The sequence below is a fragment of the Hymenobacter telluris genome, assembly GCF_017313265.1.
In the GTDB taxonomy this organism is placed as follows: domain Bacteria; phylum Bacteroidota; class Bacteroidia; order Cytophagales; family Hymenobacteraceae; genus Hymenobacter; species Hymenobacter telluris.
In genome coordinates this window covers 59,892-85,209 of record NZ_JAFLQZ010000015.1, presented here as the reverse complement: position 1 = coordinate 85,209, position 25,318 = coordinate 59,892, and the positions used below count along the sequence as shown (strand labels likewise).

The window sequence follows — 25,318 nt, the reverse complement described above, 5'->3', positions numbered from 1 at the left end:
AAACGCTAGGATTTTGTGACGCCGCGCAGCCGCTGCAACCAGTAGTTCACTTCGTGCAGCAGGCGGGCGGGGCCCGTCAGCACGTCGGACCAGGGCAGGCCTTTCTCGAAGCGCCGCCGGTCGCGCCACCGCAGCACGGCCAGCACGTCGGGCTCGTGCAGCGGCCAGATTTTGCAGAGCGGGGCTCCGCTGCCGCTGGCGGCAATAATGCCGTTCACGGCGCGGCGGGCCGCTTCGTTGGCACCTTCCATGGTGGCCAGGTCGGTGTTGGTGCGCACGTAGTCGGAGGCCAGAAACAGGTTTTGGATGCCACAGAAGCTGTTGGGCCGCAGGCTCCACGAGTTGGCCGTATTCACCAGCAGCGGCTCGGTGTTGTGCATGGCCACAAACGGGCTTTTAATAGGCGGTGGAGTGGGTTGGTGAGTGTCGGGCTGGATGTCGGAATCAACGTAGTAGCCCACGCGCATCTCGTCGGTAAGCATACCTTGGCCGTTAGCTTGCACCAAGCTCTTTTTCAGCTCGTTCCAGACTTCCTCCACTATCTGCTCGATGGTGCAGTTGCGGGCTTCCTGACCGTTTAGGCCCTTCTCAAACCAGTTGCTCACATCCACCGAAATCAGGCCTTTCACCTGGCCGTTGCCGTAGTTGGTGAGCGGGTGCTGGGGCCAGAACTGCGCCTGCGAAATGCCCGTTACGGCCCACGGCGAATCGAGGCAGATGATGTGGCCGGGCGCCAGCGGTACATCCACGTTCAAATAAAACTGCACGCCATTCATCCAGTTCAGCGCCTCGGTAACCGGCGCCGCCAGCGTTTTTATAAACTCTAGCGTCTCATCTACGTCCAGCATGTCGTCGCTGATTAGCTCAGCCATGCGCTCCACGGGTACGGCTGCCACGTAAAAATCGGCCTCAACCCGTTCCTCCGCATCACTCACATCGGGGCGCACGTAGGCGGCCGTGATGCGCCGGGTGTACCGGTCGCAGGTGAAGCGCGTAACGTAGCGGTGCTTGTGGTAGCGCACGCCCAGCGTGGTGGTCAGGTGCGTAAACCAGGGAGTGAGCCACACTTCGTTGGTGGGGCCGTTGAGAATCCGGTCGGTATGGGCAGTGGGGTCGGCCATGAGCAGCAGCAGCTGAAGCAGAATGTCGCCGCCGGTTTTCACGCTCATCAGTTTGGGTTGCGCCGCCACCAAGGAGTGCGTCAGGCCCCCCACGCAGTACAGCTCGTACGGCGACGGGGCATCGGGCGCAATACCGTCGCGGTGCTGCTGCTCGTCGGTTTGCATGAATTGCCACCAGCTTTGGCGCTCATACACCTGCTGCCGCCGCTCATAGCTGGACGTCAGAATCTGCCACAAGCTGTGCGCAAACAGCTGCATGTCGCTCTTGGTCAGCCCTGTATCGGCGCCGGACAGGTCTTGCAGAATGGTTTCAAGGTCGGCCTTGGTTTTGGGGAAGTTGACCAAAGTAGGCAGCGGCGGCTTGCCAAACCGCGCCAGCAGCACCCGTTGCGACGCCACCAGGTTATCGAACACCCCCTGCGGATTAGTGCCGTACGGAATGCGCTTCATGGTATCGGTGATGTGCCGGTAGAAGCCCGGAAAAAACCGGAAGCCATGCTCACCAGGCAAATCTAGCCGCCCATCCTGGCCAGTGTTCGGCACACTCACGGAGCGCGCCTTGCCGCCCACATACTGCGGCTGCCGCTCATACACATCCACCGAAAAGCCGCGTTCTGCCAATTCGTGCGCCGCACTCATCCCGGCCACACCCCCGCCTAACACAGCAACCCTAATCTGCTTTGTAGAGTTGGAAATCATGCTAGCATCCTTTGCGCTGCAACCGCCTACAGGATAGTAGTATAAGCCGGCGCGAATTGAAAAGTAGCAATAATTTATTGTAATATTCTATATATGTTATATAGAATTAGCAGCTGTGCTTTAAGGGTGGCAGCACCTCTCTCAATGAAGGAGGCTGAAGGATAAAGACGTACGGATAAATTGCTTTCGCCCTACGCATAAGGCCAGCCAATCAACCAGATAAGTAGCTCTGAATGGCATTATGGTGGCCCCAACTGAAACAAGCCAGCCCGCTGGCAGCAGACTGGCTTGTTACTAATGAAAAGCAGCTTTTGCCGACCGCCTAGCGCAACGTTGGGCTGTATTCCTTTACTGTCTCAATGAACACCTTCACGTTGTCGGGGTTGGTGTCGGGGTAGACGCCGTGGCCGAGGTTGGCAATGTGGCGGTGCGGTCCGAACTGGTCGAGCATGGCGGTGGTAGCGGCGCGCACTTGGGCGGGCGTGCCGTAGAGGGCGCAGGGGTCGAGGTTGCCTTGCAGGGTTTTGTCGCCTACCAGCGGGCGCACGGCGCGGGCATCCTGGTTCCAGTCCAGGCCGATGGTGCGGCAGGGGAGGGTGGCAAACTCTTCCACGGCCCAGAAAGCCCCTTTGGCAAACACCGTGACGGGCACCTCCGGAATAGCGCGGCAGATTTCGGCAATGTAGCGCGTGCTGAACTCCTGGTAGTGCGCGGGCGGCAGAATCCCGGCCCACGAGTCGAATACCTGTATGATGTTGGCGCCAGCTTCCACCTGCGCTTTCAGATACGCAATAGTGGTAGCGGTAATCTTGGCGAGCAACTCGTGAGCCAGTGCGGGCTCAGCGTAGAGCATGCGGCGGGCTTTGCTGAAGGTTTTCGAGCCGTGGCCCTCCACCATGTAGGCCAGAATAGTCCAGGGGGCGCCGGCAAACCCGATGAGTGGCACCCGGCCGTTGAGGGCACGCTTCGTGACGCGCAAGGCTTCCAGTACGTACCCTAAATGCTCTTCCGGGTCGGCAATGCGCATGCGGGCTACGTCGTGCGCGGTTTTGATGGTTTCGGGAAACAGCGGCCCGCGGGCCTCTATCATTTCGTAGGTCAGGCCCATGGCTTCGGGCACCACCAGAATATCGGAGAAGATGATGGCGGCGTCTACGTCCAGCGCATCCACGGGCTGAATGGTGACTTCGGCGGCTAGGTCGGGCGTTTCCACCAACTCCTTGAAGCCGCTCAGGCGACCCCGCAGGGCACGATATTGGGGGAGGATGCGGCCGGCCTGGCGCATCAGCCAGACGGGGGTACGTTCGGTTTCTTCGCCGCGAGCGGCACGGAGCAGGAGGTCGTTCTTCAGCATAACTGCCGCAAAGGTAGGGCCTGTGGCGCAGGATTACAGAGTTGGATGCCGGAAGAGTGAAAATAGCTTCAGCTGCTATGGCGGTAAATAACGATGGTTTTCCGGTCAGTTAAAAAACCGACGAACTGAAAAGCGTGATGAACAGTACTGCCCCGCGAATAGCTTCTTGAATAAGAAGCAGCAGGAATATTTCCTGCCACTGCGTTAAAAGACTCGCTACGAGCAAATGGGGCATTATTAGCAACATCTACAGCAGTGAAAGTGGGCTCGTTAGCAACTTGCTGCAATGTGCGCTGATATTCTTGCGGTGAAACTTCTACTAAAGCGCAGACACTATAGTCGCCATGTTGATCTGGATAGCTCGCATCCTTGACTAAAAGAACACCAGTTTCCGGAAAAGACGAAGAGGTTATTTGCTTGAACTCCGTTTCATAAAACTCGTCATTCGGATAGAAAGCAGTGTATACAAAGTAGCCTAGTGTCAGCAGGATGGCACTAGCTGTACCCAAAAAGACTTGTGATGCTATGAAATTGCCTCTTTTTCGTAACCATTCATAAATATTCCAACCTATTCCAATTGGAACAGACAGAACCAGTAAGCCGATAAGAAAGAATACTAGCAGAGCCCCGCCCATTACACGATTGTTGGCTTACTCCTGAAACAGCGCCTTAATGGCCGTGGCCAGAAAATTGACCCCAATGGCCAGCGTGATGAAGCCCATAATGCGTGCCAACGCGGCCATACCCGGCCGACCCAAAAACCGGGTCAGCCGGAGCGACGACATCAGAATAACATAAGCCGCCAGCGCCACCAGCACGAACCCCAGCACAATCAAACCCATATCCAGGAAGCTCAGCTTCTCGGTGAACAGGCCGATGCACACCGCCATAGAGCCCGGCCCCGACAGCATGGGCATGGCCAGCGGGGTGAAGGAAATGTCATCTTTGTGCATACTCTCCTCCAGCGTTTCTTCCGATACCTTCGAGCGGTTGCCGCCGGGCGTAAGCAAATCGAAGGCGGAGCGCATGAGCAGGATGCCGCCCGCAATGCGCAGGTGGTGGATGTTGATGCCGAAGAAATTGAGCACGTACTGCCCCGCGAAAAACGACACCGACAACACCCCAATCATATACAGGCAGGCCCGCAGGCCAATGTTGGCGCGCTCGGCGGGCGTGTCTTCTTCCGTTAGGGTCAGAAACACGGGCATGGCCCCGAACGGATTGACAACCGAGAAGAGCGTGGTAAACGTGGCAAGTAGAATTTCCATGACGGGCAGCCGGTGCAAGGCCGAGCAAAGGTACGCGGCCTGATAGAAGCGGCAATCCAGGAAAGTACTATGTTTGAAAGGTCAACCGTGGTTGCGCATTAGCGTACAAATCCCAGCCTCACGGCAAAAAACAACTTGCGTACGGCAACCAGATAAGCGAATTGCCCGCTCAGTCCTGTAGTGCGCTGGTTTCTGGGTTGGCGTTTCCCGCTCCTTCACTCCTTACTTCACCCACCTGTGCCTAACCTCGATGCACCGCTTTGGCTTCTCATAGCGCATGGTTTTACTTTCTTGCTGGCCGTGTTGGCGGTTGTTGCCACGCTGCTGCCACTTTTGCGCCAAACCGCTTGGTGGATACGGGTATTTGATTTTCCGCGGCTTCAGATTGTGGGCGTAACGCTGCTCACGCTGGGCGGTGCGGCCATGCTGGGGTGGCACCAGCTGCCCGGCTGGGCCGGGCTAAGCGCCATGGGCGCGCTGGGCATTGTAGTAGCCTACCAGTCGGTGCGGATTGCGCCCTACACGCCGCTGGTGGGCAAGCAGGTGGGAGATAGTACCCTGAAAGACGGCCAGCGCCATCTGAGCCTGGCCGTTATGAACGTGCTGCAATTCAACAAGGAAGGCGGCAAGGCACTGGCCACGCTCCAGCAAGCCGACCCCGACGTTATTATGGCCGTCGAAACCGATAAGTGGTGGTACGAGCAGCTGAAGCCGCTGGAAAAAACGCACCCCTACACCTGTCACGAGCCGCTGGATAACACGTATGGTCTGTTGTTCTTTTCGCGGCTGCCGCTGGAAGGATGCCAGGTGAAATACTTGCTCGACGACGACGTACCCTCCCTGCATTCCCGCGTGCAGCTGCCCGACGGCAAAACCTGGGTGCGGCTCTACGGCCTGCACCCCAAGCCCCCGGCACCCGCCGAATCGAAAACCAGTACCAAGCGCGACGCTGAGCTACTGCTTGTAGGCAAGGAAATTGAGCAGCACGATGAGCCAACCATCGTGTTCGGGGATATGAACGACGTGGCGTGGTCGCACACTTCCGAGCTGTTCCGGCGGGTGAGCGGGCTCATGGACCCCCGCGTTGGCCGCGGCCTGCTCCCCACGTTCCACGCCGATTACTCAGTGCTCCGCTGGCCCCTCGACCATGTGTTCGTGTCGCCCGATTTCAAGGTGGACGATATGCAGCGCCTGCCGTATGTGGGCTCCGACCATTTTCCCATCTATATCAAGCTCAGCTACGAGCCCCACGACAAAGAAAAGCAGGAGGAAAACTGCGAGGAAGCCGACGCCGACGACCACCAGGAGGCCGACGAGAAAATAAGGGAAGGCCACGAGGAAGAAGCGGAAGAAGAAGCCGAGGAAGCCGCTAATCCGGAGAAGAAAGAATTGACTACCTGATACTGCCGTAGAAACCCCACTCCGCTAGCTACGCTGGTAGAGTGGGGTTTTTAGTATGGGAAAGTGAAAGCTGTAAACCCAGCGTTGCTGTACTAGCGCGCCGATAAATCACCTGACGCATGGCCAGCTTGTATCTGGTGGCGCTGTTGCCCCCCGAGCCTGTTTTCTCGGCAACCTGGGCCTTGAAGCAGGAGGTACACCGCCTCACGGGCAGCCGCAACGCCGTGCGCCTACCACCGCACATCACCCTGATTCCGCCCCTGCATCAGCCCGATGAGTTCGAGGGCAGATGCACAGCCGCGCTAACAGCTTTTGCAGCAACACAGTCCGTCTTCACCGTCGGCTTGCAGGATTTCGCCTGGTTCGGTGACCGGACGCTGTTCGTGCAGGTAAGCGAAGCCGCGGCTATAAGAACGTTTCACGCGGCGCTTGTCGAGTGGTGCGCCATACACCTGCCCGAAGTGCCACGCGAGAAACGCCCGTTTACCCCGCACCTCACCCTAGCCACCCGCGACCTTCCACCAGCACAGGTGCCAGAACTCCAACATCTTTTCGAGAGCCGCTCGTATGCCGCCTCATTTCCGGTGAAAACCCTCACGCTTTTCCGTCACAACGGCCACCAATGGCAGCCCCGCGCCACGTTCCCCTTAAACCCAGCAGAACGATTGTAGAGACGCGACACTTCGCGTCTCGTCGTTGCTGATGTTGTTTATATACTCTGATTACAGGCTGTAGCGCGAAGCTCTGCTTCGCGTATCGTTGCGGACAGCTGCACCATACGCAAGTCGTTCAACGGTACGCGAAGCAGAGCTTCGCGCTACAGCCTACAGCAACCGGAAAACGGGGCGGACATGTCGTCCAACGACGAGACGCAACTATGCGTCTCTACACCGAAAACAAAAAGGCCCGAAGCAATGCGCTTCGGGCCTTTTATCTTAATAATCACCGATTCAACAATCAGCAATTACTTGTTGCCTACTTCTTCGTAGTCCACGTCGGTTACGTTGTCGTGGGGCTGACCCTGGGCACCGTTGCCGCCGGGCTGTCCACCACCGAAGGGGTTACCACCGTCGGCGCCGGGCTGGCCTTCCGCACCGCCTTGGGTAGCGGCGTACATCTCCTGCGAGGCCGCCTGCCAAGCGGCGTTGATGGCCTCCATGGCGGTGTCAATCTGGCTGATGTCTTTGCTCTCGTGGGCCTTTTTCAGGTCAGCAAGGGCGTTTTCAACGGCCGTTTTGTTGCCAGCGCTCAGCTTGTCGCCGTACTCTTTCAGTTGCTTCTCGGTCTGGAAGATCATCGAGTCAGCGGCATTCACCTTACCGATACGCTCGGTTTCGGCTTTGTCGGCTTCGGCGTTGGCCGCGGCTTCGTTGCGCATCCGCTCGATGTCGGCGTCGGTGAGGCCCGACGAAGCTTCGATACGGATTTTCTGCTCTTTGCCAGTGCCCTTGTCTTTAGCCGATACGTGCAGGATACCGTTGGCGTCGATGTCGAAGGTTACTTCGATTTGCGGAACGCCGCGGGGAGCCGGTGGAATCGAGTCGAGGTGGAAGCGGCCGATGGTGCGGTTCTGCGAAGCCAGCGGACGCTCGCCCTGCAACACGTGAATCTCCACCGAAGGCTGGTTATCAGAAGCCGTCGAGAAAGTCTCGGACTTCTTGGTAGGAATGGTCGTGTTCGACTCGATGAGCTTGGTCATTACGCCGCCCATCGTTTCGATACCCAACGAAAGCGGGGTAACGTCGAGCAGAAGCACGTCCTTCACTTCACCGGTCAGTACCCCACCCTGGATAGCAGCCCCAATGGCCACCACTTCGTCGGGGTTCACACCTTTCGAAGGCTTCTTACCGAAGAACTTCTCTACTTCTTCCTGAATGCGCGGAATGCGGGTCGAACCACCCACGAGGATAACCTCGTTGATATCCGACGTGCTCAGGCCAGCATCTTGCAGGGCTTTCTTCACCGGCTCCATCGAACGACGAACCAGGTTGTCAGCTAGCTGCTCGAACTTAGCGCGGCTCAGTTTCACCACCAAGTGCTTGGGGCCCGAAGCCGTAGCCGTTACGTAGGGCAGGTTGATTTCCGTTTCGGTCGAAGACGACAGCTCCACTTTGGCTTTCTCGGCGGCTTCTTTCAAGCGCTGGAGGGCCATAGCGTCTTTGCGCAGGTCGAGGCCTTCGTTTTCGCTGGCGAAAGTTTCAGCCAAGAAGTTGATGATTACCTGGTCGAAGTCGTCACCACCGAGGTGGGTGTCACCGTTGGTGCTCAGTACTTCAAACACCCCATCGCCGAGCTCCAGGATGGAGATATCGAAGGTACCACCACCCAGGTCATACACGGCAATTTTCTGGTCGGTGTGCTTCTTATCGAGGCCGTACGCCAAGGCAGCGGCGGTAGGCTCGTTGATAATGCGTTTTACGTCGAGGCCGGCAATGGCACCAGCTTCTTTGGTAGCCTGGCGCTGGGCGTCGTTGAAGTAAGCCGGAACCGTAATAACGGCTTCGGTTACGGTCTGGCCGAGGTAGTCTTCAGCGGTCTGCTTCATTTTCTGAAGCACCATCGCCGAAATTTCCTGCGGCGTGTACTGCCGGTCGCCAATTTTCACGGCTACCGTGCTGTTGGAACCCCGCTCCAGCGCGTACGATACGTTTTTGGCTTCTTCGGTCACTTCGCCGAAGGCGCGACCCATGAAACGCTTAATCGACTGGATGGTGTTGGTGGGGTTGGTAATGGCCTGACGCTTGGCCGGGTCACCGACTTTCCGCTCACCTTTGCCATTGTCGAGGAACGCCACGATGGAAGGAGTGGTGCGGCGGCCTTCGCTATTTGGAATTACCACCGGCTCGTTGCCTTCCATTACGGCGACGCACGAGTTGGTAGTGCCGAGGTCAATACCGATTATTTTGCCCATTTGAATGGTTGTTATGTAGTAAGTTGAGGTGTCAGGTTGTGTTGCGAATCACTCGCACCGGGGGAATTACAAGGCTCGTACCAGCCCCGGTAAAAGGCTTTATTTGTGACAGATTGTCATTTTTAAAGGCCTTCCACCAGAAATTACCGCCGGACTGACTTCTACGAAATTTACAGCCGCAGGATATTCTGCCACTGGGGCAGAGTTAGCTCTTGCTTGGTGCTACTAAGAAGGTGCGTAGCATATTGTCGTTGGATTGAAATACGTATGGTTCGGCGTTGTCGCCAAGCACGTAATCCACTTGTAACTCCGAAAGCGAAGATTCCAGCTCATTGAGCAAGTCTAAATCGGTATCAAGTCCCCACTCATAAGACTGTGAATGCTGTCGGTCAGCAACAGCTGTAATTTCGACTACTGACTCTGAAAGCATCTTAGCTTCCGCTTTCAACCACAACCGATTCTCATAGCCAAGTACGGGCAAGTGAATTTCTAGAGTACAGGTTGGGTCGATGTGTGCTGGTAGAAAGGTGTCAAGGAAATAGCTCAGAATTTCAGAAAGGTTTTCAGGCCCTCCAACTCCTTCAAATTTTCCGTTTTCTACTTTATAACCGAACCAATCAGTTGTGTTTCGTTCATGCAACACGTAAGGCAAGTCAGCCTGCTTTACACATGTGTCTTCTAAGTCGATAGACACTATCCAGCCGGGGTTGTCTAATGTTTGAACTGATATTCCGTGCCAAACAGAAATTCCGTAATCATGTTCCCAGTCGCCGTTGCAGTTAATTGTGTACCAGCGTTGAATTCGTTGTAGAAGATCCATAAGCTGCTGATTGAGAATAGTTGTTAGTGAAATTCTGAATCGTCTGTTCCCACTGCGCCTTATGCTTGCGCCAGTATGGTTCGTGGCCGGAACCAGGGAAATCCTGCCGCTGCTTGGGGCCACGCAGAGCCGTATAGATGGCGTCGGTTTCCGGGCGGGTTACGCGCGGGTCAGCAGTGCCCCATAGCAGGAGGGTAGGGGTGCTGATGCGGGTGGCGTAATCCGTAGCGTTGAGGTCGAAGGCCCAAAAGTTGTTTTCCACGCCGCCCCAGAATACCAGCAAATTGGCCATCGGGAACGGCGGAACGTGCATGGAGCGGAAACGACTTTGGGCGGTTTCAAGCATGGAGCCATAAGGGCACTCTAGCACGTTGGCGGTAGGGCGCACCCCTAGCTCCGCTTCGGCCCGCAAGGTGGCCACGGCTCCCATCGAGTTGGCGTAGATAAACACCGGGCCGGGCCGGCGTTGCAGCCAGCGCGTTACGGCCGCTACATCAGCGGCTTCGTGGTGGCCGACGGTGCAGACGTTGCCCGTAGAGCCCCCGTTGCCGGCAAAATCGGTGAGCAGTACGTTGTAGCCGAGGCGGCGAAAGGTGGCGGCTTCGGTCAGGAGCTTGCCTTTGGAGCTGGTATAGCCGTGGAACAGCGCCACCGTGCCCTGGGCGTGCGGTACCGCGCCGTACCACGCTTCCAGTTGGCCATTGGGGCTAGTGAGGTGGATGGTTCGATAAGGGAAGCTCGGCCTCTGGTGGTTTACTGGCTTCGGGTTTTTGATGCCGGTCAGCAGTACCCACAGCTTCTGCGTGGCGGTCAGTTGCTCGGGGTTGTCGGTGTGGGTGCCCGCTTCGGTGGTGAAATGGGTGAAGCGCCAGGCGTGGAAGGCCGCCACTAGGTTCATGGCCCCAAACGCCACCGCCGCCAGCAGCAACAGGCGCCGCTGCCACTTCCGCCGGGCAGCCATCAGCTCCGGCCGCCGCGGCCACCCGCGGTTCCGCGTCCGGCCGATTTCGGACCGGGCTTACTGCCGGTTTTGCCGGGCGTTGACTTTGGGCCACCGGTAGGCTTGGCTTTGGTGCCACCAGTGGGCTTGGCATTACGGCCGGAGCCCCGTACGCCCGCCGCCCGCGCATCGCCTTTGGTTTTGCTGCCCGATGCGCCGCCGAAACCACCACGGTTGTAGCCGCCCGCGCTGTTCTGGTTGGGTTTGGCCGTACCGGGCCGGACGCCGCCGGGCCAGTACTCCGAGGTTTTGCCGGGCGTTTTGAACGTGCCCGCCGCGGCAGTCTGGGCAGCCATATCTTCTTTCAGGGCCTGCACTTCTTCGGTGGTCAGCTCACGCCATTTACCGGGCTCCAAGCCCTCTACGCGCAAATCGGCAATAGCTACGCGCACCAGCCGGAGCGTGGGAAAGCCCACGGCGGCCGTCATCTTGCGCACCTGCCGGTTCATGCCCTGCGAAATGGTGATTTCAACCCAGCTGGTTGGGATGTTGGCTCGGAACCGGACCGGCTTGCTCCGAGGCCACAGCTCGGTGTCGGTGGGTAGTAAGCGGGCTTCGGCGGGGGAAGTGAAGCCGCTTTTGATGTCTACGCCGCGGCGCAACGTTTCCAGCGCTTCTTCGGTCGGGATGCCTTCTACCTGCACCCAGTAGGTTTTCGCTACTTTGAAACGGGGCTCGGAAAGGCGGTGCTGAAGCTGCTTGTCGTCGGTGAGCAGCACCAGGCCCTCGGAGTCGAAATCCAGCCGCCCCACTGGGTAGATGTTCGGAATGGCCACGAAATCCTTGAGCGTGGCGCGGCCTTGCTCGTCGGTGAATTGGGTGAGGACTTCGTAGGGTTTGTTGACCAGAATGTAGCGCATACTGCAAAGGTACCACGCGGGGCTATACAAAAGCTGTAGAGACGCGACACTTCGCGTCTCGGCGTTGCTGAGCTTATTATTGTGCGCAGTTCTGCGTGGCTCCGGTCGTTCAACGACGAGACGCAAGATGTTGCGTCTCTACACCATTCTATCAACCGCCGCTATACCCCGCCCGAATATTTGCGCGTGGCCCACTCCGCTGTCACGAAGGCCAGAATCAGGAAGAACAGCCACTTCAGGTTGATGAGGTCCTTCAGGTCTTCCTGCGAGTAGATGACCGGCTTGTAATCGGCCTTGAGAATATCCTGGGTGAGCTGGGTGAATTGCTGCGGATAATACAGCCGCGAGTTGCTGCGGCGGGCTAATTGGTACAGCAGGTTGTGGTCGGCGCGGGCTTCGAGGGCTTCCAGCTGTTGCTCCTGAATCAGTAACTCGCCCTGGTCTTGCTGGGCCTGGCCGCTCAACGTGGCGCGGGCCGCGTAGCGGTACACGCCGCCGGGTAGCGTGCCAAGGTGCAGCGGCGCGCCATCTTCGGAGTTGGTGTAGCTGAAGGTGCGCGTTTTTTTCTGCTCGTCGGTAAGCGTGAGCGTGATTTGCTGGCCGTAGATCCGCTCGAAAATGGCGTTGTAGGTTTCGGCCCCGAAGGTCACATCGTCCTGGGTGCTGAAAGCGTCCTGGGTGGGATACACATCGAGGCGCTTTTTGTTGGCGTTCTGGGTGAGCAACTGGAGCGTGCGAATCACGAGCCGGTCGTAGGCCTCGGGTTGGTCGTCGTGCTCCACGGCTTCCTGGAGGCGCCACTGCCAGCTACCATCGGTGAGCAAAGTAGCCTGGCGCTGCGTGCCCGCGCCACCAAAAACCAGCAGCGGCTTCTGCGTCCGCAAACGACCCACCTGCTGAAATAAGGCCACTTCGGCCCCGCCGCCCAGGCGCAAATCCCCGAACGGTACCGGGGCGGGTGGGTACGCGGCAAACCGCCGCAAGGCCTCTTCTTCAAAGGTGAACCGTGAAAACGCCGGGTTCAGCACGGGTGTTACATCGTCGGTTTGGGTGCCGCGGGGCAGGATGGTCAGGCCGGTACCCACGTTGTTGTAGGCGTTGAAGTCGGATTGCGCGCCCACAATGTACAGGGCCGGAATGCGGCGGCTACGCACCTGGGCCAGCACCTCAGCGCCTTCACCGCTACGGGCCGGCAGCTGGTGCAAGATGGCTACGTCGTAGTCCTGGCTTTTCAGCGGGCTGATGCCGGGCAGATACGTAACCAGGTCGAAGTTGTCGTTTTGCTGGATGGCCGCGCGCAGGGCCTTCAGGTCAGGGTGCGGCGCGGCCCCGGCCAGCAGCACCCGCAGCTTGCCTTTCACAACTTCGATATAAGCGAATTTGCTGTTGTTGAGCGTGGTAAGCTCCCCGGCTTGGGGCTCTACCACCACTTCGTAGCGGCGTTTGCCGGGTGCCGGGGCTACTACCGTAAACGTGGTTTTGGTACGGCGCTGGCCGGCGGGCAGGCGTACCCGCTGGGTTTGCAGCACCCGGCCGTTTTCGCGCAGCTGCACGGTGGCCGTACCGCCCGCAAACCCGTCGTAGGTTATTTCGGCCTCAATCGGGAATTTGTTGCCACTGAAGGCCACCCGGTTGTAGTTCAGCGTGGGCAGGCTTAGGTCTTTCTTGGGCAGCGTGTCACCCACAGCCACCGAATAAATCGGGAAGTTGAATTCGGAATACGTCGGCGACTGGCCCTGATTCACAATGCCATCCGACACCAGCACTACACCGGCCAGATTGCGCCCCTCATACGTTTCGCGCACGCCGGTTAGTAGCCCGTTCAGGTCGGTGGCCGGGGCCGTGAAGCGCACCGAATCGGGGGGCACAGGACGGCCCGCACCGGGTCCGAGCGTGCGGGTTTCCACCTCGAAGCCGCGGCCGCGCATCGTTTCGGCAAGCTGTTGCAGCCCGGTTTGGGCTTGGCCTAGCACGGCAGGCGGCGTGAACAGCCCCACCGACTGCGAGTTATCGACGGCCAACACGACCGTAGGCTTTTCGGTGGTGTTGGTAGTGGTTTTCAGGAACGGGGAGAGTAGCAGAAAGCACAGAAAGCTCACCACCACAAAGCGCAGGGCTGCCAGCCCGTAATTCAGCGCCTTGCTCCACGGCGCTCTAGCCGAATACAACAGAGCCGCGTAGCCCGCGCCCACGGCCAGGCACAGCAGAATCAACCAGGGAGAAGCAGCGACGGAAATCAAAGACAGGAATAGCGAGTGAGAGTATCAAGAACCCCGAAACTAGCCGGGAAGTTGCTTGCGAAGGTAGTGGCAGAGTTGGTTAGCCAAAGTAGGAAGTTAGCAGACAGGACTTCACTTAACCTGAATAAAAAGCATATTGCCTCAACATATATAAATCAGACTCTATAGAATAAGCTGGCTGAGAGTATGTGGAAAGCTGCATTAGTGCTGCTGGTAGCAGTGTCTGTTTTAGTGATAGTATTCACACGAAAGCCTGTTGCACCTCACGTGAATCAAGCAAAGCATAGTGAGGAGCATGTAATCGGCAATATATCTTACGGAGATACCCTTTTCATTTATGCACAATACTCAGAATGTGGAGAGTTTGGTGGGCATCGGGAGTTAATAAAAGTGTACTTGTCTGATGAAGGTGACGTTAGAGAAAGACTAGGCTATGTAGAATTTAGACAAAGACCATTTACTGCGGATTTTTTCCTTGATACAATAGGATGCTCTTACCGGGCTGACAGAAAGTATTTCTTGGAAAAGCAGAAAGTGCTAAGTGTCGACGATGAAAAAGCTATTGTGCGATACATGCATGCTTTGCTCAATTACAGCTTGAAAGACCTGCGTACATTCCATGCCGGAAATATATATTGGGTTGGAATGGATAATGAGAAACCTCAAATATGGGTTTATGATACCCAGTATAGTTGGAGGGGACATAAAGCATTGCGAGAAAAGTTATTCGGCAACTAAAGTGCTCAGCCCACATAATTATTACGCTGCTTGAAACCACAAGGTCCTTCGTGCTAGCACGAAGGACCTTGTGGTGTTGATAAGTACGAGAAAGGACGTGCGTCAAGCTATTCCGCCAGCAAACTCGCCACGGTTTTCTCGAACTCCTCGGTTTCCTGCTGGTAGTACTTGCCGGTGCCGGGGCCGGAGAAGCCGGTGTGAATCTTGCGCACCTCGCCTTTCTTGTCCAGGAAGATGGTGGTGGGGAAGGCTACCACTTTCGCCAGCTGCGGCAGGGAGTTGGCGGCCGAATCCTTGTTGGCCACGCCGGCCACGGCTAAGTCGTAGCCCACGTTGAGGCGCTGCTTCATCTTGAGCAGCTTCTGCGACGCTAGTTTCTGGTCGGAGGTACGCTCGTAACCCAGCCCGATGATTTCCACGCCGCGCTGCTTGTTCTTCTCGTACCAGGGGGCCAGGAAGTTGGTTTCGTCCATGCAGTTTGGGCACCACGAGCCCAGGATTTGCAGCACTACCACCTTGCCCTTGTACTTGGGGTCAGTGGGAGAGATGCTGCCGCCTTCATACACGCTCGGGAACTTGAAATCCAGCTTTTTCTGGCCGGGCTTCATGCCTGCCAGGGCGTTGGCATCGGGCAGCTTGGCGTTGCCGTCGAGTACGGCAGTCCAGGTTTCGTGGCCGGATTTGCCGGCGTAGAAGTCGCCGGTGATGTTGTTGATGTTGCCGGGCTTGGCTAGTTTGCCATCAAACAGAAAGCCGTGGCTGCCATCGAAGGTGGAAAGCAGGATATGCTCGCCGTCGGCCTTGTTTACGAGGTTTCCGGCCAGGTAGCGGTAGTCGCCGGTGGAAGTCAGGAAGGTGCCCGTGAGCTGCGAGGTATTCACGCTGTCCTGGGTGATGATGCCCACGGCCGGGTACGTTTCGCCGTCGTCACCCTTGAATTCCACCCGGAACGTGGCGCCCTTTTTCATGTCGCCGTAGGTTTCCACCGGTTTGGTGTCGCCCGTGAACAAGGCCGTAGAAGTGGCAGCTTTGGCGGCGCTAAACGGCACCCGGTACGGCTCTTTGCCATCGTATTTCACCCAAGTGCCCCGCAGCTTGTCGGCCCCGTCGGCGTGCACCACCAAAGCCGCGTCGAACACACCCAAACGGATGGTTGTGGAGTCTCCAGCCGAACTGATTTCATCGAGCTTAAGACGTTCTTCGCCGTTGCGCAACGTTACGGTGGGCTTGCCGCCGTCGGTAGCCACATCAAACAAAAACGGTATTTCCTGGCCCTGCGCCGAGAGTACGCCGCGCCAGGTGCCGGCTGTAAGGGGCGTGCCGGCCGTAGTGGCCGCTTGATTTTCTGATGATGAGTTTGACTGACAGGCCGCTACGGCCAGCGCGAGTCCGGCCCCAGCTACAGCCTTGCGAAAGAAGAAGGCAACGGGCATAGAGAAAAGTTGAAAAGGTTGATGCGGCACTAAACTACTGCGGGCCGCTATTAGTTTACTACCTAAGGCCCGTGAAGGTACTGCCTATACAAGGAGCGCGGCGTTCCGTTTTCACGCAGGCTCATTGGAATCATTCTAAATGAGGCCGCGCAAGAGCCGCAAAGCCCCGAAAAATTGGGACGCGCCCTACTCGGTACCTATATTTGCGTACCTACCTCCTAGTAGGTTCGTTCCCTCCACATTTTTCCCTCTCGCATTATGGCGTTTGACTTAGAAATGATCAAGGCGGTGTACGCTGGTATGGGCCAGCGTATTGAGGCAGCGCGCGCTGCTGTTGGCCGTCCGCTTACCCTGACTGAAAAAATCCTGTACGCTCACCTGTACGGCGGCTCTGTTTCGCAGGCGTATCAGCGGGGTGTTTCTTACGTCGATTTCGCTCCTGACCGGGTGGCCATGCAGGATGCTACCGCTCAAATGGCGCTGCTCCAGTTCATGCAGGCCGGTAAAGCCCAAGTGGCCGTACCCAGCACCGTACACTGCGACCACCTGATTCAGGCCAAAGATGGCGCCGACGAGGATTTGGCCATTGCCAACTCCGAGAACAAAGAAGTATACGACTTCCTGGCTTCGGTTTCCAATAAATACGGCATCGGCTTCTGGAAGCCCGGTGCGGGCATCATTCACCAAGTGGTACTCGAAAACTACGCCTTTCCCGGCGGCATGATGATCGGTACCGACTCGCACACGCCCAACGCGGGTGGCCTCGGCATGATTGCCATTGGGGTTGGTGGCGCCGACGCCGTGGACGTAATGGCCGGCATGGCCTGGGAGTTGAAATTCCCGAAAGTAATCGGCGTGAAGCTGACCGGCAAAATGAACGGCTGGACTTCCGCGAAAGACGTAATCCTGAAAGTGGCTGGTATCCTGACCGTAAAAGGCGGTACCGGTGCAATTGTAGAATACTTCGGTGAAGGTGCCAACAGCCTCTCGGCTACCGGCAAAGGCACCATCTGCAACATGGGGGCTGAAATTGGGGCTACCACCTCGGTATTCAGCTACGACGAGAAGATGGGCGACTATCTGCGCGGCACCAGCCGGGCCGAAATTGCCGATGCCGCCGCCGCCGTGGCCGAGCATCTGCGCGCCGACGATGAAGTATACGCCGACCCAAAAGCCTACTACGACCAGCTCATCGAAATCGACCTGAACACGCTGGAGCCGTACGTGAACGGCCCGTTCACGCCGGACGCCGCCTGGCCGATTTCCGAGTTTGCTGCCGCTGTGCGGGAGCATGGCTGGCCCGAGAAGCTGGAAGTTGGCTTGATTGGCTCGTGTACCAACTCGTCGTACGAAGACATCACCCGCGCGGCTTCGGTAGCGTCGCAGGCGGTAAGCAAAGGCCTGACCGTAAACGCCGAATTCACGGTAACGCCTGGCTCGGAGCTGGTACGCTACACCGTGGAGCGCGACGGGTTGCTGGACACCTTCGCCCAGATGGGTGGCGTGGTGCTGGCCAACGCCTGCGGGCCGTGCATCGGGCAGTGGGCCCGCCACACCGACGACCCCAAGCGCAAGAACTCCATCATCACGAGCTTCAACCGCAACTTTGCCAAGCGCAACGACGGCAACCCAAACACGCACGCTTTCGTGGCCTCGCCCGAAATCGTAACGGCCTTCGCTATTGCCGGCGACCTGACCTTCAACCCGCTGGTTGACACCCTGACCACCAAAGACGGTCAGCAAGTGAAGTTCGACGAGCCATCGGGCCTGGAAATGCCGCCAGCTGGCTACGCCGTGGAAGATGCCGGCTACCAGGCTCCGGCCGACGACAGCTCCGCCGTGCAGGTTATCGTGGACCCCGGTTCCGACCGTCTGCAACTGCTGGCGCCGTTCAAGCCGTGGGAAGGCACCGACCTGAAAGGGTTGCGGCTGCTCATCAAGGCCCAGGGCAAGTGCACCACCGACCACATTTCGATGGCCGGCCCGTGGTTGAAATACCGCGGCCACCTCGACAACATCTCCAACAACATGCTCATCGGGGCCACCAACTCCTTCAACGGCGAGGCAAACTCGGTGAAGGACGCGCTGACCTCGGGCACGCCGTACTCGCCGGTTCCGGCGGTGGCGCGTAACTACAAAGCCCAGGGCATCGGGTCGATTGTAGTGGGGGATGAGAACTACGGAGAAGGTTCGAGCCGGGAGCACGCCGCCATGGAGCCACGCCACTTGGGCGTACGCGCCATCCTGGTGAAGAGCTTCGCCCGGATTCACGAAACCAACCTCAAGAAGCAGGGCATGCTGGCCCTCACCTTCGCCAACAAGGCCGACTACGACCTGATTGAGGAAAACGACATCATCGACATCCTTGGCCTCAACAGCTTCCAGCCTGGCCAGCCGCTGCAAATCCGCCTGCACCACGCCGACGGCGACACTGACCTGATTACGGTGAACCACACCTACAATGAAGGCCAGATTGAGTGGTTCAAAGCCGGTTCGGCCCTGAACCTGATCCGCCAGAAAGAAGCCAGCGGCGCAGAATTGTCGCAGAAGTAATACCGAGCTGATTTCTAGCTGTTACGCAAAGAGCCGCTTCGTGAGAAGCGGCTCTTTTGTGTTGGTACTGAGCGGCTACATTGCCCATCATGCCTCGACAAGCGGGCGCAGGATGAGGTAGGGCTGTTCCATTTTTTACCTACTTGGATTGTTTAGAAGCAGTCAGAACGGTGTAGAGACGCATACTTGCGTCTAGTCGTTGAACGAAACCGACTGAAAGGCGCGGACGACAAGACGCAAGTATGCGTCTCTACACCGTTCTGACTGCTTCACTCAAAAAGCCTCTTAACGTGTTATACTGTCTTACATGAACACTGCCACTAAACACACCTTGTCGTTGGGTGGATTGTTCGTCACGCTAGCGGGGGCGGTGCTGTTTTCCACCAAGGCCATCTTCGTGAAGCTGGCCTTCGGGCAAGTGCGCGTAGATGCCGTGACGCTGCTGGCGGCCCGAATGGTTTTTGCGCTGCCGTTTTACTTGGTAGCGGCCTTCCTGCTGAGCCGGCAGAAAGACAATGTGCGGTTCACAGTGAGAGAATGGGTGTACGTTAGTGCCATTGGCATCCTGGGGTACTACCTCAGCAGCCTGTTCGATTTTATTGGCCTGCAATACATTTCGGCGGGGCTGGAACGGCTGATTTTGTTCCTGTATCCCAGCTTTGCCGTGTTTATCAACGCTTTCTACTTCAAGCAAAGGATTTCCGGCATCCAGAAAACGGCTTTGCTGCTGACCTACCTCGGCATTGGCATTGCGTATTTCGGGGAACTGTCGGTTGATGCCAACAACCCCGATTTCTACTTCGGCAGTTTGATGGTGCTGCTGTGCGCCGCAACATACTCGGTATATTTGGTGGGCAGCGGCCGGATTATTCCGCGGGTAGGGGCCAACAAGTTTACGGCCTACGCCATGCTGGCGGCCACAGTGGGCGTGCTGGGGCATTTCTTGGTAGTTAATGCCGGTAAGGGAGTGGCGCTCAGCCCTGACATCTGGCAGTATGGCGTGTTGCTGGCGGTTTTTTCCACCGTGTTGCCTTCGTTTATGTTGTCGCAGGGGCTGAAAAGCATCGGCTCCAACAATGTGGCGGTTATCAGCGGAATTGGGCCGGTTTCCACCATTGTACAGGCGCATTTTGTGCTGGGCGAGAAGATATTTTTCACGCAAGTACTGGGTACTTTAATCGTTATAGTAGGCGTGCTATTGATTGGCTGGAAGCGGGAAGTGCCCCTGACGGAACCCAAGCCTGGGCCCGTATAGGAATTGCTAGTGGATGAGGTGCTGCGGGAAGCTCTACAAAGAGCCGTAGATTCGGGCCTATTTATCTTATTCCGATACGCTTGATGAAACGATTAGTGAGTGCAATGGCCGCCGCGCTAGTGTATGCCGCTCCAAGCCAAGCCCAAACGCTACCCGCCGACACCATCCAGGCGCTGCCCGAGGTGCGCGTTATCTACCAGGCGGAAAAGCTGACGCCGGTTACGTTTCTGAACCTTGATGGCCGGGCGCTGGCCCGTAAAAGCGTGGGGCAGGAACCCTCGTTTCTGCTTTCCGAAACGCCCAGCATTACTGCTTACTCCGATGCGGGCAGCACCCAGGGCTACGCCTACTTCCGGCTCCGCGGCATCGACCAAACCCGCATCAACACCACCCTCAACGGGGTGCCGCTCAACGAGCCGGAAGACCAGGGTGCCTACTTTTCCAACTACCCCGACCTGCTGAACTCGGTCAGCTCCATCCAGATTCAGCGCGGGGTGGGCACCAGCCAAAACGGCACAGCCAGCTACGGCGGCAGCATCCAGCTGTTTTCAGCCTCCCTCCGCGACTCGGCGCACACCACGCTGGGGCTGGGCTACGGCTCGTTCAACAGCTACCGAATTTTTGGGGAGTATGCCAGCGGGCTGCGCAATGGCAAGGCGTTATACGTGCGGGCCTCGGAGCTGCATTCCGATGGCTATAAAGACCGGTCGGCCAATACGTCGCGCTCGGTGTTCGTGAGCAGCGGGCTGTTCCGCAACAAAACCACCTGGAAGTTGAACATCCTGGCCGGGCAGCAGCGCAACCAGCTGGCCTGGCTGGGAGTGCCCGATTCGGTGCTGCAACGTAACCGCCGGGCCAATGCCAACAGTCCCGCTGAAAACGACCATTTCACGCAGGCCCTGGTGCAGCTAAGCAACGACTGGCAGCCGAGTGCCGGCTCGTTGGTGAGTACCAGCGTGTACTACTCCGCGCTGCGCGGCAACTACGATTTCGACTTCAACAACTTTATCGGGCTGCCAAGCACCAGCGAGCTGTACAACTACGGGTTTCAGTCGGGGTGGCTGGGTGCGTTTAGTACCTACACCCGCCGCACCCAGCGCCTGACGTGGACCAGCGGGGTGCACGCCAGCACCTACCACCGCCGCCACACCGGTACCGAACGAGCCCTGGGCCAGCTCTACCGCAACACCGGCCGCAAGCCCGACCTCAGTGCGTTCAGCAAGCTGGAAGCGCAGGTGCAGCGGTTCACGCTTTTCGCCGATGTGCAGCTCCGCTACACGGCCTTTCGCTACGAAGGCAGCGTGCCGTTGCCAACCCTCGACTGGCACTTCCTGAACCCCAAAGCCGGCCTGAGCTACGCCGCCTCGCCGCGCACCACACTGTACTACAGCGTGGGCCGCACCAGCCGGGAACCCACCCGCAACGACCTGTTCATTGGCAACGACGACCTGCTGGCCGACAGCACCGGTGCCGCCCTGGTAACCACCGCCACCCCCGAATCGGTGGTGGACCAGGAACTGGGCGTGCGGCACCAAACCGAAAGGTGGCAGCTGAATCTGAATGCGTATTACATGGCGTTCCGCAACGAAATTGTGCTGAACGGGCAATTCGGGCCGAACGGGCTGGCCCTGACCAACAAGGTGGAAAGCAGCCGCCGGACCGGTCTGGAGGCTACCGTGCGTTACCAGCTCACGCGCCAATGGGCGTTCAGCAACAATTCGGCCTTCAGCTACAGCCGCATCCGGGAGCAGCGCGAATCGTTCGAGCCCATTCTCACGCCGCCGCTCATTGTCAACCAGGAAGTGGTGTACCAAGCGGGCCGCTGGACCACCGCGCTGGTGGGCCGCTACCAGAGCCGCTCCTACATCGACTTTGCCAACTCCGCCACCGTGGCCGATTACGTGCTGCTGAACGCGCGGGTGCAGTATGCGCACAAGGGCTACCAGGTGTCGTTATTTGCCAACAACCTCACCAATACCAAGTACTACAACAACGGCTACGTGGAAGCCGATGGCACCCGCAAGTACTTTGTGCAGGCGCCCGTCAATTTCTACCTGAACGCACAGTATACCTTCTAGCTGTCATTCCGACTGAAAGGAGGAATCTGAATGGCACCCTTGCAATAGGAACCCCAGATTCCTCCTTTCGGTCGGAATGACATTTCTTCCCCATGCAAAGCAGTGCTCCGCTTAAAGCCTTTGTATTCGGTAAGTTCATGCCTTTCCACAAAGGCCACGAGCAGCTCATCAACTTCGCGCGCCAGCACTGCGACCATCTGACGGTGCTGCTGTGCGTGAGTGACCAAGAGGCGCTGCCGGCCGAGGTGCGGCAGGCATGGTTGCGGGAAACGTATGCCGGGCAGCCGGACGTGGAAATCCAGGTGCTGGAATATCTGGAAAGTGAGCTGCCGAATACGTCGGAAACGTCGTTGGCCGTATCGGAGGTTTGGGCTGACGTGTTCAGCAGACTATTGCCGGAGTGCCGGCTGGTGATAACCTCGGAGCCGTATGGGGAACTGGTAGCCGCGCGCATGGGCATTAGGTATCTGCTGTTTGACGAGGCCCGTGGAATCGTGCCCGTTTCCGCGTCGGCTATCCGGCGGAATCCGGCGGCGCACTGGCAGTTTCTGCCCGCCAGCGTGAAGCCCTACTACGTGCGTAAGGTGGTGATACTAGGCGCCGAATCGACTGGCAAAACGGTACTGGCTAACCAGCTGGCCGCGCACTTTCACGCTAGTCTGGTAGCCGAAGCCGGCCGTGACCTGATTGCCAGCTCCGATAGTTTCAGCCTGGCTGACCTGCACGCCGTGGCCCAGGAACACGCCCGCCGCATTCGGCAAGCACAAACTGGTTCCAGTCCGCTGCTGATAATCGATACCGATGTACACATCACCCTATCGTATGCGCAGTTGATGTTCGGGCAGGAGCTACCCGTACCGCCGGAGATATACGCTCTCAACCGCGCCGACTTGTATCTGTACCTGAGCCCCGATGTGCCCTTTGTGCAGGACGGCACCCGCCTTTCCGCCACCGACCGGCTGCGGCTGGATGCCTCGCACCGCGCCACGCTCCGCCGCTATAATGTGCCAGTAGTGGAAATCAGTGGCAGTTGGGAAGTGCGCTTGCAGCAAGCTATTCGACAGGTTGAGGTGCTGTTGCGCACGACTCTGCCTGGCCGGTAGCCTACTACAGCGTGGCTACCTGCGCGGCGCGGTTCTCGCGGGGCTTCTGCACGATATAGTAGTACAGCAGAATAGATAGGCCGGTGAGGAACGGAATCAATGCCAGGTGCTTGCCGGTCAGGTTGCCCCATACGCGCACCGTATCGAAGCCCAAGAACTCGCTGATCATCCAGTAGGAGTTGGCCGAAATCCAGAATACAATGGCCAGGTTGTGCGCCAGCTCGGCTTTGATGTCGCGGGTGCGCCAGGTGATGACGATGGCAATAACCAGTGTGGGCACAATCATGCTTAGCCCGAGCGGCTTCCAAATCATGCACCAGCCAATGTCTTTGAGCAGCCAGAACAGGATGTGCATGTTTTCCATCCGGCGGTAAGGAGCCGGGATGCTGTATATTTGGTCGTCGGGCTGGGGCATGGTGCAGGTGAATTACCCAAATATAAAACGCAGACAGCCTTTTTCGATGCCCCTGATTAAGTGCCCGTCCTTACTTGTAGCTGCCAGTTGATGCCAATTACGTTCAGAAAAGTACTAAGAACAACCGCCTACGTAGGGGGCGGAATAGTGGGCGTGGTGGTGGTGTATGCGGTGGCGGCGGTTATCTGCTCGGCTATACCAGTAGGAGAACGAAGCCAGCCCACGCCCGGTGCCATTGAGGCCTACATCCTGTCCAATGGCGTGCACACCGATATTGTAGTGCCGGTGCGCAACCCGCAAATCGACTGGACCCAGCAAATCCGCTACGTCGATACGCCTGCCGCCGACTCCAGCATGCGCTACGTCGGTTTTGGTTGGGGCGACAAGGGCTTTTACCTCGATACGCCTACCTGGGCCGAGCTGAAACCGAGCACGGCGTTCAAGGCTATGTTCTGGCTCGGCGAGTCGGCCATTCACGCCACCTTTCACCACAAGCCCACCGAAGGTCCCGACTGCGTGCGCATCTACCTGACACCGGCCCAGTACGCCGAACTGGTAGACTTCATCCGCAAAAGCTTCGACTACGACGCGCAAGGATTGGTAGAGCACATTAAAGGCCACAGCTACGGCCAATACGATGCATTTTACGAAGCCAAGCGTACGTACAATCTGTTTTACACCTGCAATAGCTGGGCCAATGCCGCGTTAAAAGCGGCCGACCAGCGCGCCGCCTTATGGACGCCGTTCGACGGTGGTATTTTCTGGCACTACCGCAACCGAGGCCCTGTCAAATAGAAATCTTCCACCTGTAAAGCATCCTCCGAAGATGCAAAAACGTAAAAAGTCCCTATGATAACCTACGACCAAATCTTCGAAAAAAACCGCCAGTGGGTAGCCAACAACCAGGCATCCAACGCCAACTTTCTGGAGCACTTGGCTGCCGACCAAAAGCCTGATTACTTGTACATCGGCTGCTCCGACTCGCGCGTAACGGCCGAGGAACTGATGGGTGTGGCGCCGGGTGAGGTATTCGTGCACCGCAACATTGCCAACATGGTCATCAACATCGACCTGAACGCCATGTCGGTGATTGAATACGCGGTGGCGCACCTAGGTGTGAAGCACATTGTGGTATGCGGGCACTACGGCTGCGGCGGCGTGAAAGCCGCTATGCAGGCCAAAGACCTAGGCATTATGAACCCGTGGCTGCGCAATATCCGTGACGTGTACCGCCTGCACCACACGGAACTCGACAAGATTGAAGACACCACGCTGCGCTACGACCGGCTGGTGGAGTTAAACGTGCAGGAGCAGTGCGTCAACGTTATCAAGACGGCGGTGCTGCAACAGATGTACCTCAAAAACGGCTATCCTACGGTACACGGCTGGGTGTTCGATCTGAAAACCGGCTTGCTGAAAGACCTCAAGCTGGATTTCGAGCATATCCTGCACGACATTCAGGAAATCTACAACCTCAGCGACCAGCCGATGTATGCGGAAGGCAATAGCCCGGCACAGGAGATTGGTCAGCTGGCCAAAACAGACGCTCAACGCTAAGGAAACTACGCTGAGTGAATTGAAAGGCCAACCCTGCTGATGCAGGGTTGGCCTTTTTGTTGTTGGCGGTGCTAGCGGTTTATAAAAAAGAAACCCGGCTGCTCCTGCGTAGCACAGAAGCAGCCGGGGCTGAGGGTGGCGGAAAAACGGCCGGGTCCTGTTAGTTGAGCCAAAGCTCGGCTACCGTCTCGAAACGGTGACGAGCAAAGGCGCCATAAGGCTGTTCGGCATAAAAGCCCAGCACGTGTATTTGTGGCAAGCCGGTACGAGCGTTGCGGCGCACCTGAATAGGATACACCTGCCCAGCGATAGGCCAGTCGCCGATGTGGTCGGAGGGGCGGCGGCTGTCATCTACACAACGGGCATATTGCTGCACGGGCGGCGGGACGGGAAGCTTAACTTTCGACATATCCAAAGATACGCATATTAAGTCATTCTAAAAAGATTAGTTGATAATTTTTTACGGGCGAAAAGCCCATAACGTGCATTTAATCAAATTTTAATAAAAATTT

Annotated in this window: 21 protein-coding genes; 9 read left to right on the top strand and 12 right to left on the bottom strand. The window is 57.7% G+C overall.

Translation table 11 applies throughout. The features are described from left to right. Nucleotides 1–5: 5 nt before the first annotated feature. The 4 genes from J0X19_RS18690 to J0X19_RS18675 all read right to left on the bottom strand — a co-directional run bounded on the left by J0X19_RS18690 (nucleotide 6) and on the right by J0X19_RS18675 (nucleotide 4,442). Complete coding sequence (locus tag J0X19_RS18690; RefSeq protein ID WP_206985943.1) at nucleotides 6–1,820, bottom strand: hydroxysqualene dehydroxylase; 1,815 nt, start codon at nucleotides 1,818–1,820, stop codon at nucleotides 6–8. A 322-nt stretch (nucleotides 1,821–2,142) separates the two neighbouring features. Further along, nucleotides 2,143–3,174: a uroporphyrinogen decarboxylase gene (gene hemE / locus J0X19_RS18685; protein ID WP_206985942.1), complete on the bottom strand. Its 1,032-nt coding sequence runs from the start codon at nucleotides 3,172–3,174 to the stop codon at nucleotides 2,143–2,145. A 68-nt stretch (nucleotides 3,175–3,242) separates the two neighbouring features. After that, complete coding sequence (locus J0X19_RS18680; protein WP_206985941.1) at nucleotides 3,243–3,809, bottom strand: hypothetical protein; 567 nt, start codon at nucleotides 3,807–3,809, stop codon at nucleotides 3,243–3,245. Between the two features lie 15 nt (nucleotides 3,810–3,824). Beyond that, on the bottom strand, nucleotides 3,825–4,442 hold the full coding sequence (locus J0X19_RS18675; RefSeq protein ID WP_206985940.1) for a MarC family protein: 618 nt from the start codon (nucleotides 4,440–4,442) through the stop codon (nucleotides 3,825–3,827). Between the two features lie 333 nt (nucleotides 4,443–4,775). Between J0X19_RS18675 and J0X19_RS18670 the strand changes: the two genes are divergently transcribed. Both J0X19_RS18670 and J0X19_RS18665 read left to right on the top strand, forming a co-directional pair. Then, the gene (locus tag J0X19_RS18670; protein WP_206985939.1) at nucleotides 4,776–5,843 is read left to right on the top strand and encodes an endonuclease/exonuclease/phosphatase family protein; all 1,068 of its coding nucleotides are present in this window, start codon (nucleotides 4,776–4,778) and stop codon (nucleotides 5,841–5,843) included. A gap of 119 nt (nucleotides 5,844–5,962) precedes the next feature. After that, nucleotides 5,963–6,514, top strand: coding sequence for a 2'-5' RNA ligase family protein (locus tag J0X19_RS18665; protein ID WP_206985938.1), 552 nt, complete (start codon nucleotides 5,963–5,965; stop codon nucleotides 6,512–6,514). A 293-nt stretch (nucleotides 6,515–6,807) separates the two neighbouring features. Here J0X19_RS18665 and dnaK read toward each other — a convergent pair whose 3' ends face one another. From dnaK to J0X19_RS18640, 5 genes are all read right to left on the bottom strand, one after another. Then, nucleotides 6,808–8,754, bottom strand: coding sequence for a molecular chaperone DnaK (dnaK, locus tag J0X19_RS18660; protein WP_206985937.1), 1,947 nt, complete (start codon nucleotides 8,752–8,754; stop codon nucleotides 6,808–6,810). 205 nt (nucleotides 8,755–8,959) lie between these two features. Continuing rightward, nucleotides 8,960–9,574 carry an immunity 53 family protein gene (locus J0X19_RS18655; RefSeq protein ID WP_206985936.1) on the bottom strand — a complete coding sequence of 205 codons (615 nt, stop codon included), beginning with the start codon at nucleotides 9,572–9,574 and terminating at the stop codon, nucleotides 8,960–8,962. Further along, complete coding sequence (locus tag J0X19_RS18650) at nucleotides 9,534–10,535, bottom strand: alpha/beta hydrolase (RefSeq protein WP_206985935.1); 1,002 nt, start codon at nucleotides 10,533–10,535, stop codon at nucleotides 9,534–9,536. The genes J0X19_RS18655 and J0X19_RS18650 overlap by 41 nt, the downstream gene beginning before the upstream one ends. Continuing rightward, nucleotides 10,535–11,434 carry a pseudouridine synthase gene (locus J0X19_RS18645; RefSeq protein WP_206985934.1) on the bottom strand — a complete coding sequence of 300 codons (900 nt, stop codon included), beginning with the start codon at nucleotides 11,432–11,434 and terminating at the stop codon, nucleotides 10,535–10,537. The genes J0X19_RS18650 and J0X19_RS18645 overlap by 1 nt, the downstream gene beginning before the upstream one ends. 161 nt (nucleotides 11,435–11,595) lie before the next feature. After that, entirely contained in the window at nucleotides 11,596–13,674 is a 2,079-nt protein-coding gene (locus J0X19_RS18640; RefSeq protein ID WP_242582969.1) for a VWA domain-containing protein, read from the bottom strand. Between the two features lie 186 nt (nucleotides 13,675–13,860). On the opposite strand from J0X19_RS18640, the gene J0X19_RS18635 reads away from it, so the two are divergent. Then, nucleotides 13,861–14,412, top strand: a complete 552-nt coding sequence (locus tag J0X19_RS18635) for a hypothetical protein (RefSeq protein ID WP_206985933.1) — start codon at nucleotides 13,861–13,863, stop codon at nucleotides 14,410–14,412. A 107-nt stretch (nucleotides 14,413–14,519) separates the two neighbouring features. Here J0X19_RS18635 and J0X19_RS18630 read toward each other — a convergent pair whose 3' ends face one another. Further along, on the bottom strand, nucleotides 14,520–15,845 hold the full coding sequence (locus J0X19_RS18630; protein ID WP_206985932.1) for a peroxiredoxin family protein: 1,326 nt from the start codon (nucleotides 15,843–15,845) through the stop codon (nucleotides 14,520–14,522). Nucleotides 15,846–16,103: 258 nt separating this feature from the next. Here J0X19_RS18630 and J0X19_RS18625 point away from each other — a divergent pair, with 258 nt between their 5' ends. From J0X19_RS18625 to J0X19_RS18610, 4 genes are all read left to right on the top strand, one after another. Further along, complete coding sequence (locus J0X19_RS18625; protein ID WP_206985931.1) at nucleotides 16,104–18,398, top strand: aconitate hydratase; 2,295 nt, start codon at nucleotides 16,104–16,106, stop codon at nucleotides 18,396–18,398. 307 nt (nucleotides 18,399–18,705) lie between these two features. Continuing rightward, nucleotides 18,706–19,653, top strand: coding sequence for a DMT family transporter (locus tag J0X19_RS18620; RefSeq protein ID WP_206985930.1), 948 nt, complete (start codon nucleotides 18,706–18,708; stop codon nucleotides 19,651–19,653). An 83-nt stretch (nucleotides 19,654–19,736) separates the two neighbouring features. Then, on the top strand, nucleotides 19,737–21,731 hold the full coding sequence (locus J0X19_RS18615) for a TonB-dependent receptor (RefSeq protein ID WP_206985994.1): 1,995 nt from the start codon (nucleotides 19,737–19,739) through the stop codon (nucleotides 21,729–21,731). A gap of 92 nt (nucleotides 21,732–21,823) precedes the next feature. Then, nucleotides 21,824–22,834, top strand: coding sequence for an AAA family ATPase (locus J0X19_RS18610; RefSeq protein ID WP_206985929.1), 1,011 nt, complete (start codon nucleotides 21,824–21,826; stop codon nucleotides 22,832–22,834). A gap of 4 nt (nucleotides 22,835–22,838) precedes the next feature. Here the strand turns inward: J0X19_RS18610 and J0X19_RS18605 are convergent, their stop codons facing one another. Next, the gene (locus J0X19_RS18605; RefSeq protein ID WP_206985928.1) at nucleotides 22,839–23,249 is read right to left on the bottom strand and encodes a hypothetical protein; all 411 of its coding nucleotides are present in this window, start codon (nucleotides 23,247–23,249) and stop codon (nucleotides 22,839–22,841) included. A gap of 90 nt (nucleotides 23,250–23,339) precedes the next feature. Here J0X19_RS18605 and J0X19_RS18600 point away from each other — a divergent pair, with 90 nt between their 5' ends. Further along, nucleotides 23,340–24,044: a TIGR02117 family protein gene (locus J0X19_RS18600; RefSeq protein ID WP_206985927.1), complete on the top strand. Its 705-nt coding sequence runs from the start codon at nucleotides 23,340–23,342 to the stop codon at nucleotides 24,042–24,044. Nucleotides 24,045–24,098: 54 nt separating this feature from the next. Further along, nucleotides 24,099–24,806 (top strand): carbonic anhydrase, encoded by a 708-nt coding sequence (locus J0X19_RS18595; RefSeq protein ID WP_206985926.1) that lies wholly within the window; start codon nucleotides 24,099–24,101, stop codon nucleotides 24,804–24,806. Nucleotides 24,807–24,966: 160 nt separating this feature from the next. On the opposite strand, the gene J0X19_RS18590 is transcribed toward J0X19_RS18595, so the two are convergent. Next, nucleotides 24,967–25,215 (bottom strand): hypothetical protein, encoded by a 249-nt coding sequence (locus J0X19_RS18590; RefSeq protein ID WP_206985925.1) that lies wholly within the window; start codon nucleotides 25,213–25,215, stop codon nucleotides 24,967–24,969. Between the last annotated feature and the right edge of the window lie 103 nt (nucleotides 25,216–25,318).

Excerpts from the sequence above, each read along its gene's own strand:
- J0X19_RS18690 (WP_206985943.1), bottom strand. The coding sequence starts at position 1,820 with ATGATTTCCAACTCTACAAAGCAGATTAGGGTTGCTGTGTTAGGCGGG.
- hemE (WP_206985942.1), bottom strand. The coding sequence starts at position 3,174 with ATGCTGAAGAACGACCTCCTGCTCCGTGCCGCTCGCGGCGAAGAAACC.
- J0X19_RS18680 (WP_206985941.1), bottom strand. The coding sequence starts at position 3,809 with ATGGGCGGGGCTCTGCTAGTATTCTTTCTTATCGGCTTACTGGTTCTG.
- J0X19_RS18675 (WP_206985940.1), bottom strand. The coding sequence starts at position 4,442 with ATGGAAATTCTACTTGCCACGTTTACCACGCTCTTCTCGGTTGTCAAT.
- J0X19_RS18665 (WP_206985938.1), top strand. The coding sequence starts at position 5,963 with ATGGCCAGCTTGTATCTGGTGGCGCTGTTGCCCCCCGAGCCTGTTTTC.
- dnaK (WP_206985937.1), bottom strand. The coding sequence starts at position 8,754 with ATGGGCAAAATAATCGGTATTGACCTCGGCACTACCAACTCGTGCGTC.
- J0X19_RS18655 (WP_206985936.1), bottom strand. The coding sequence starts at position 9,574 with ATGGATCTTCTACAACGAATTCAACGCTGGTACACAATTAACTGCAAC.
- J0X19_RS18650 (WP_206985935.1), bottom strand. The coding sequence starts at position 10,535 with ATGGCTGCCCGGCGGAAGTGGCAGCGGCGCCTGTTGCTGCTGGCGGCG.
- J0X19_RS18645 (WP_206985934.1), bottom strand. The coding sequence starts at position 11,434 with ATGCGCTACATTCTGGTCAACAAACCCTACGAAGTCCTCACCCAATTC.
- J0X19_RS18635 (WP_206985933.1), top strand. The coding sequence starts at position 13,861 with ATGTGGAAAGCTGCATTAGTGCTGCTGGTAGCAGTGTCTGTTTTAGTG.
- J0X19_RS18630 (WP_206985932.1), bottom strand. The coding sequence starts at position 15,845 with ATGCCCGTTGCCTTCTTCTTTCGCAAGGCTGTAGCTGGGGCCGGACTC.
- J0X19_RS18625 (WP_206985931.1), top strand. The coding sequence starts at position 16,104 with ATGGCGTTTGACTTAGAAATGATCAAGGCGGTGTACGCTGGTATGGGC.
- J0X19_RS18620 (WP_206985930.1), top strand. The coding sequence starts at position 18,706 with ATGAACACTGCCACTAAACACACCTTGTCGTTGGGTGGATTGTTCGTC.
- J0X19_RS18615 (WP_206985994.1), top strand. The coding sequence starts at position 19,737 with ATGAAACGATTAGTGAGTGCAATGGCCGCCGCGCTAGTGTATGCCGCT.
- J0X19_RS18610 (WP_206985929.1), top strand. The coding sequence starts at position 21,824 with ATGCAAAGCAGTGCTCCGCTTAAAGCCTTTGTATTCGGTAAGTTCATG.
- J0X19_RS18605 (WP_206985928.1), bottom strand. The coding sequence starts at position 23,249 with ATGCCCCAGCCCGACGACCAAATATACAGCATCCCGGCTCCTTACCGC.
- J0X19_RS18600 (WP_206985927.1), top strand. The coding sequence starts at position 23,340 with ATGCCAATTACGTTCAGAAAAGTACTAAGAACAACCGCCTACGTAGGG.
- J0X19_RS18595 (WP_206985926.1), top strand. The coding sequence starts at position 24,099 with ATGATAACCTACGACCAAATCTTCGAAAAAAACCGCCAGTGGGTAGCC.
- J0X19_RS18590 (WP_206985925.1), bottom strand. The coding sequence starts at position 25,215 with ATGTCGAAAGTTAAGCTTCCCGTCCCGCCGCCCGTGCAGCAATATGCC.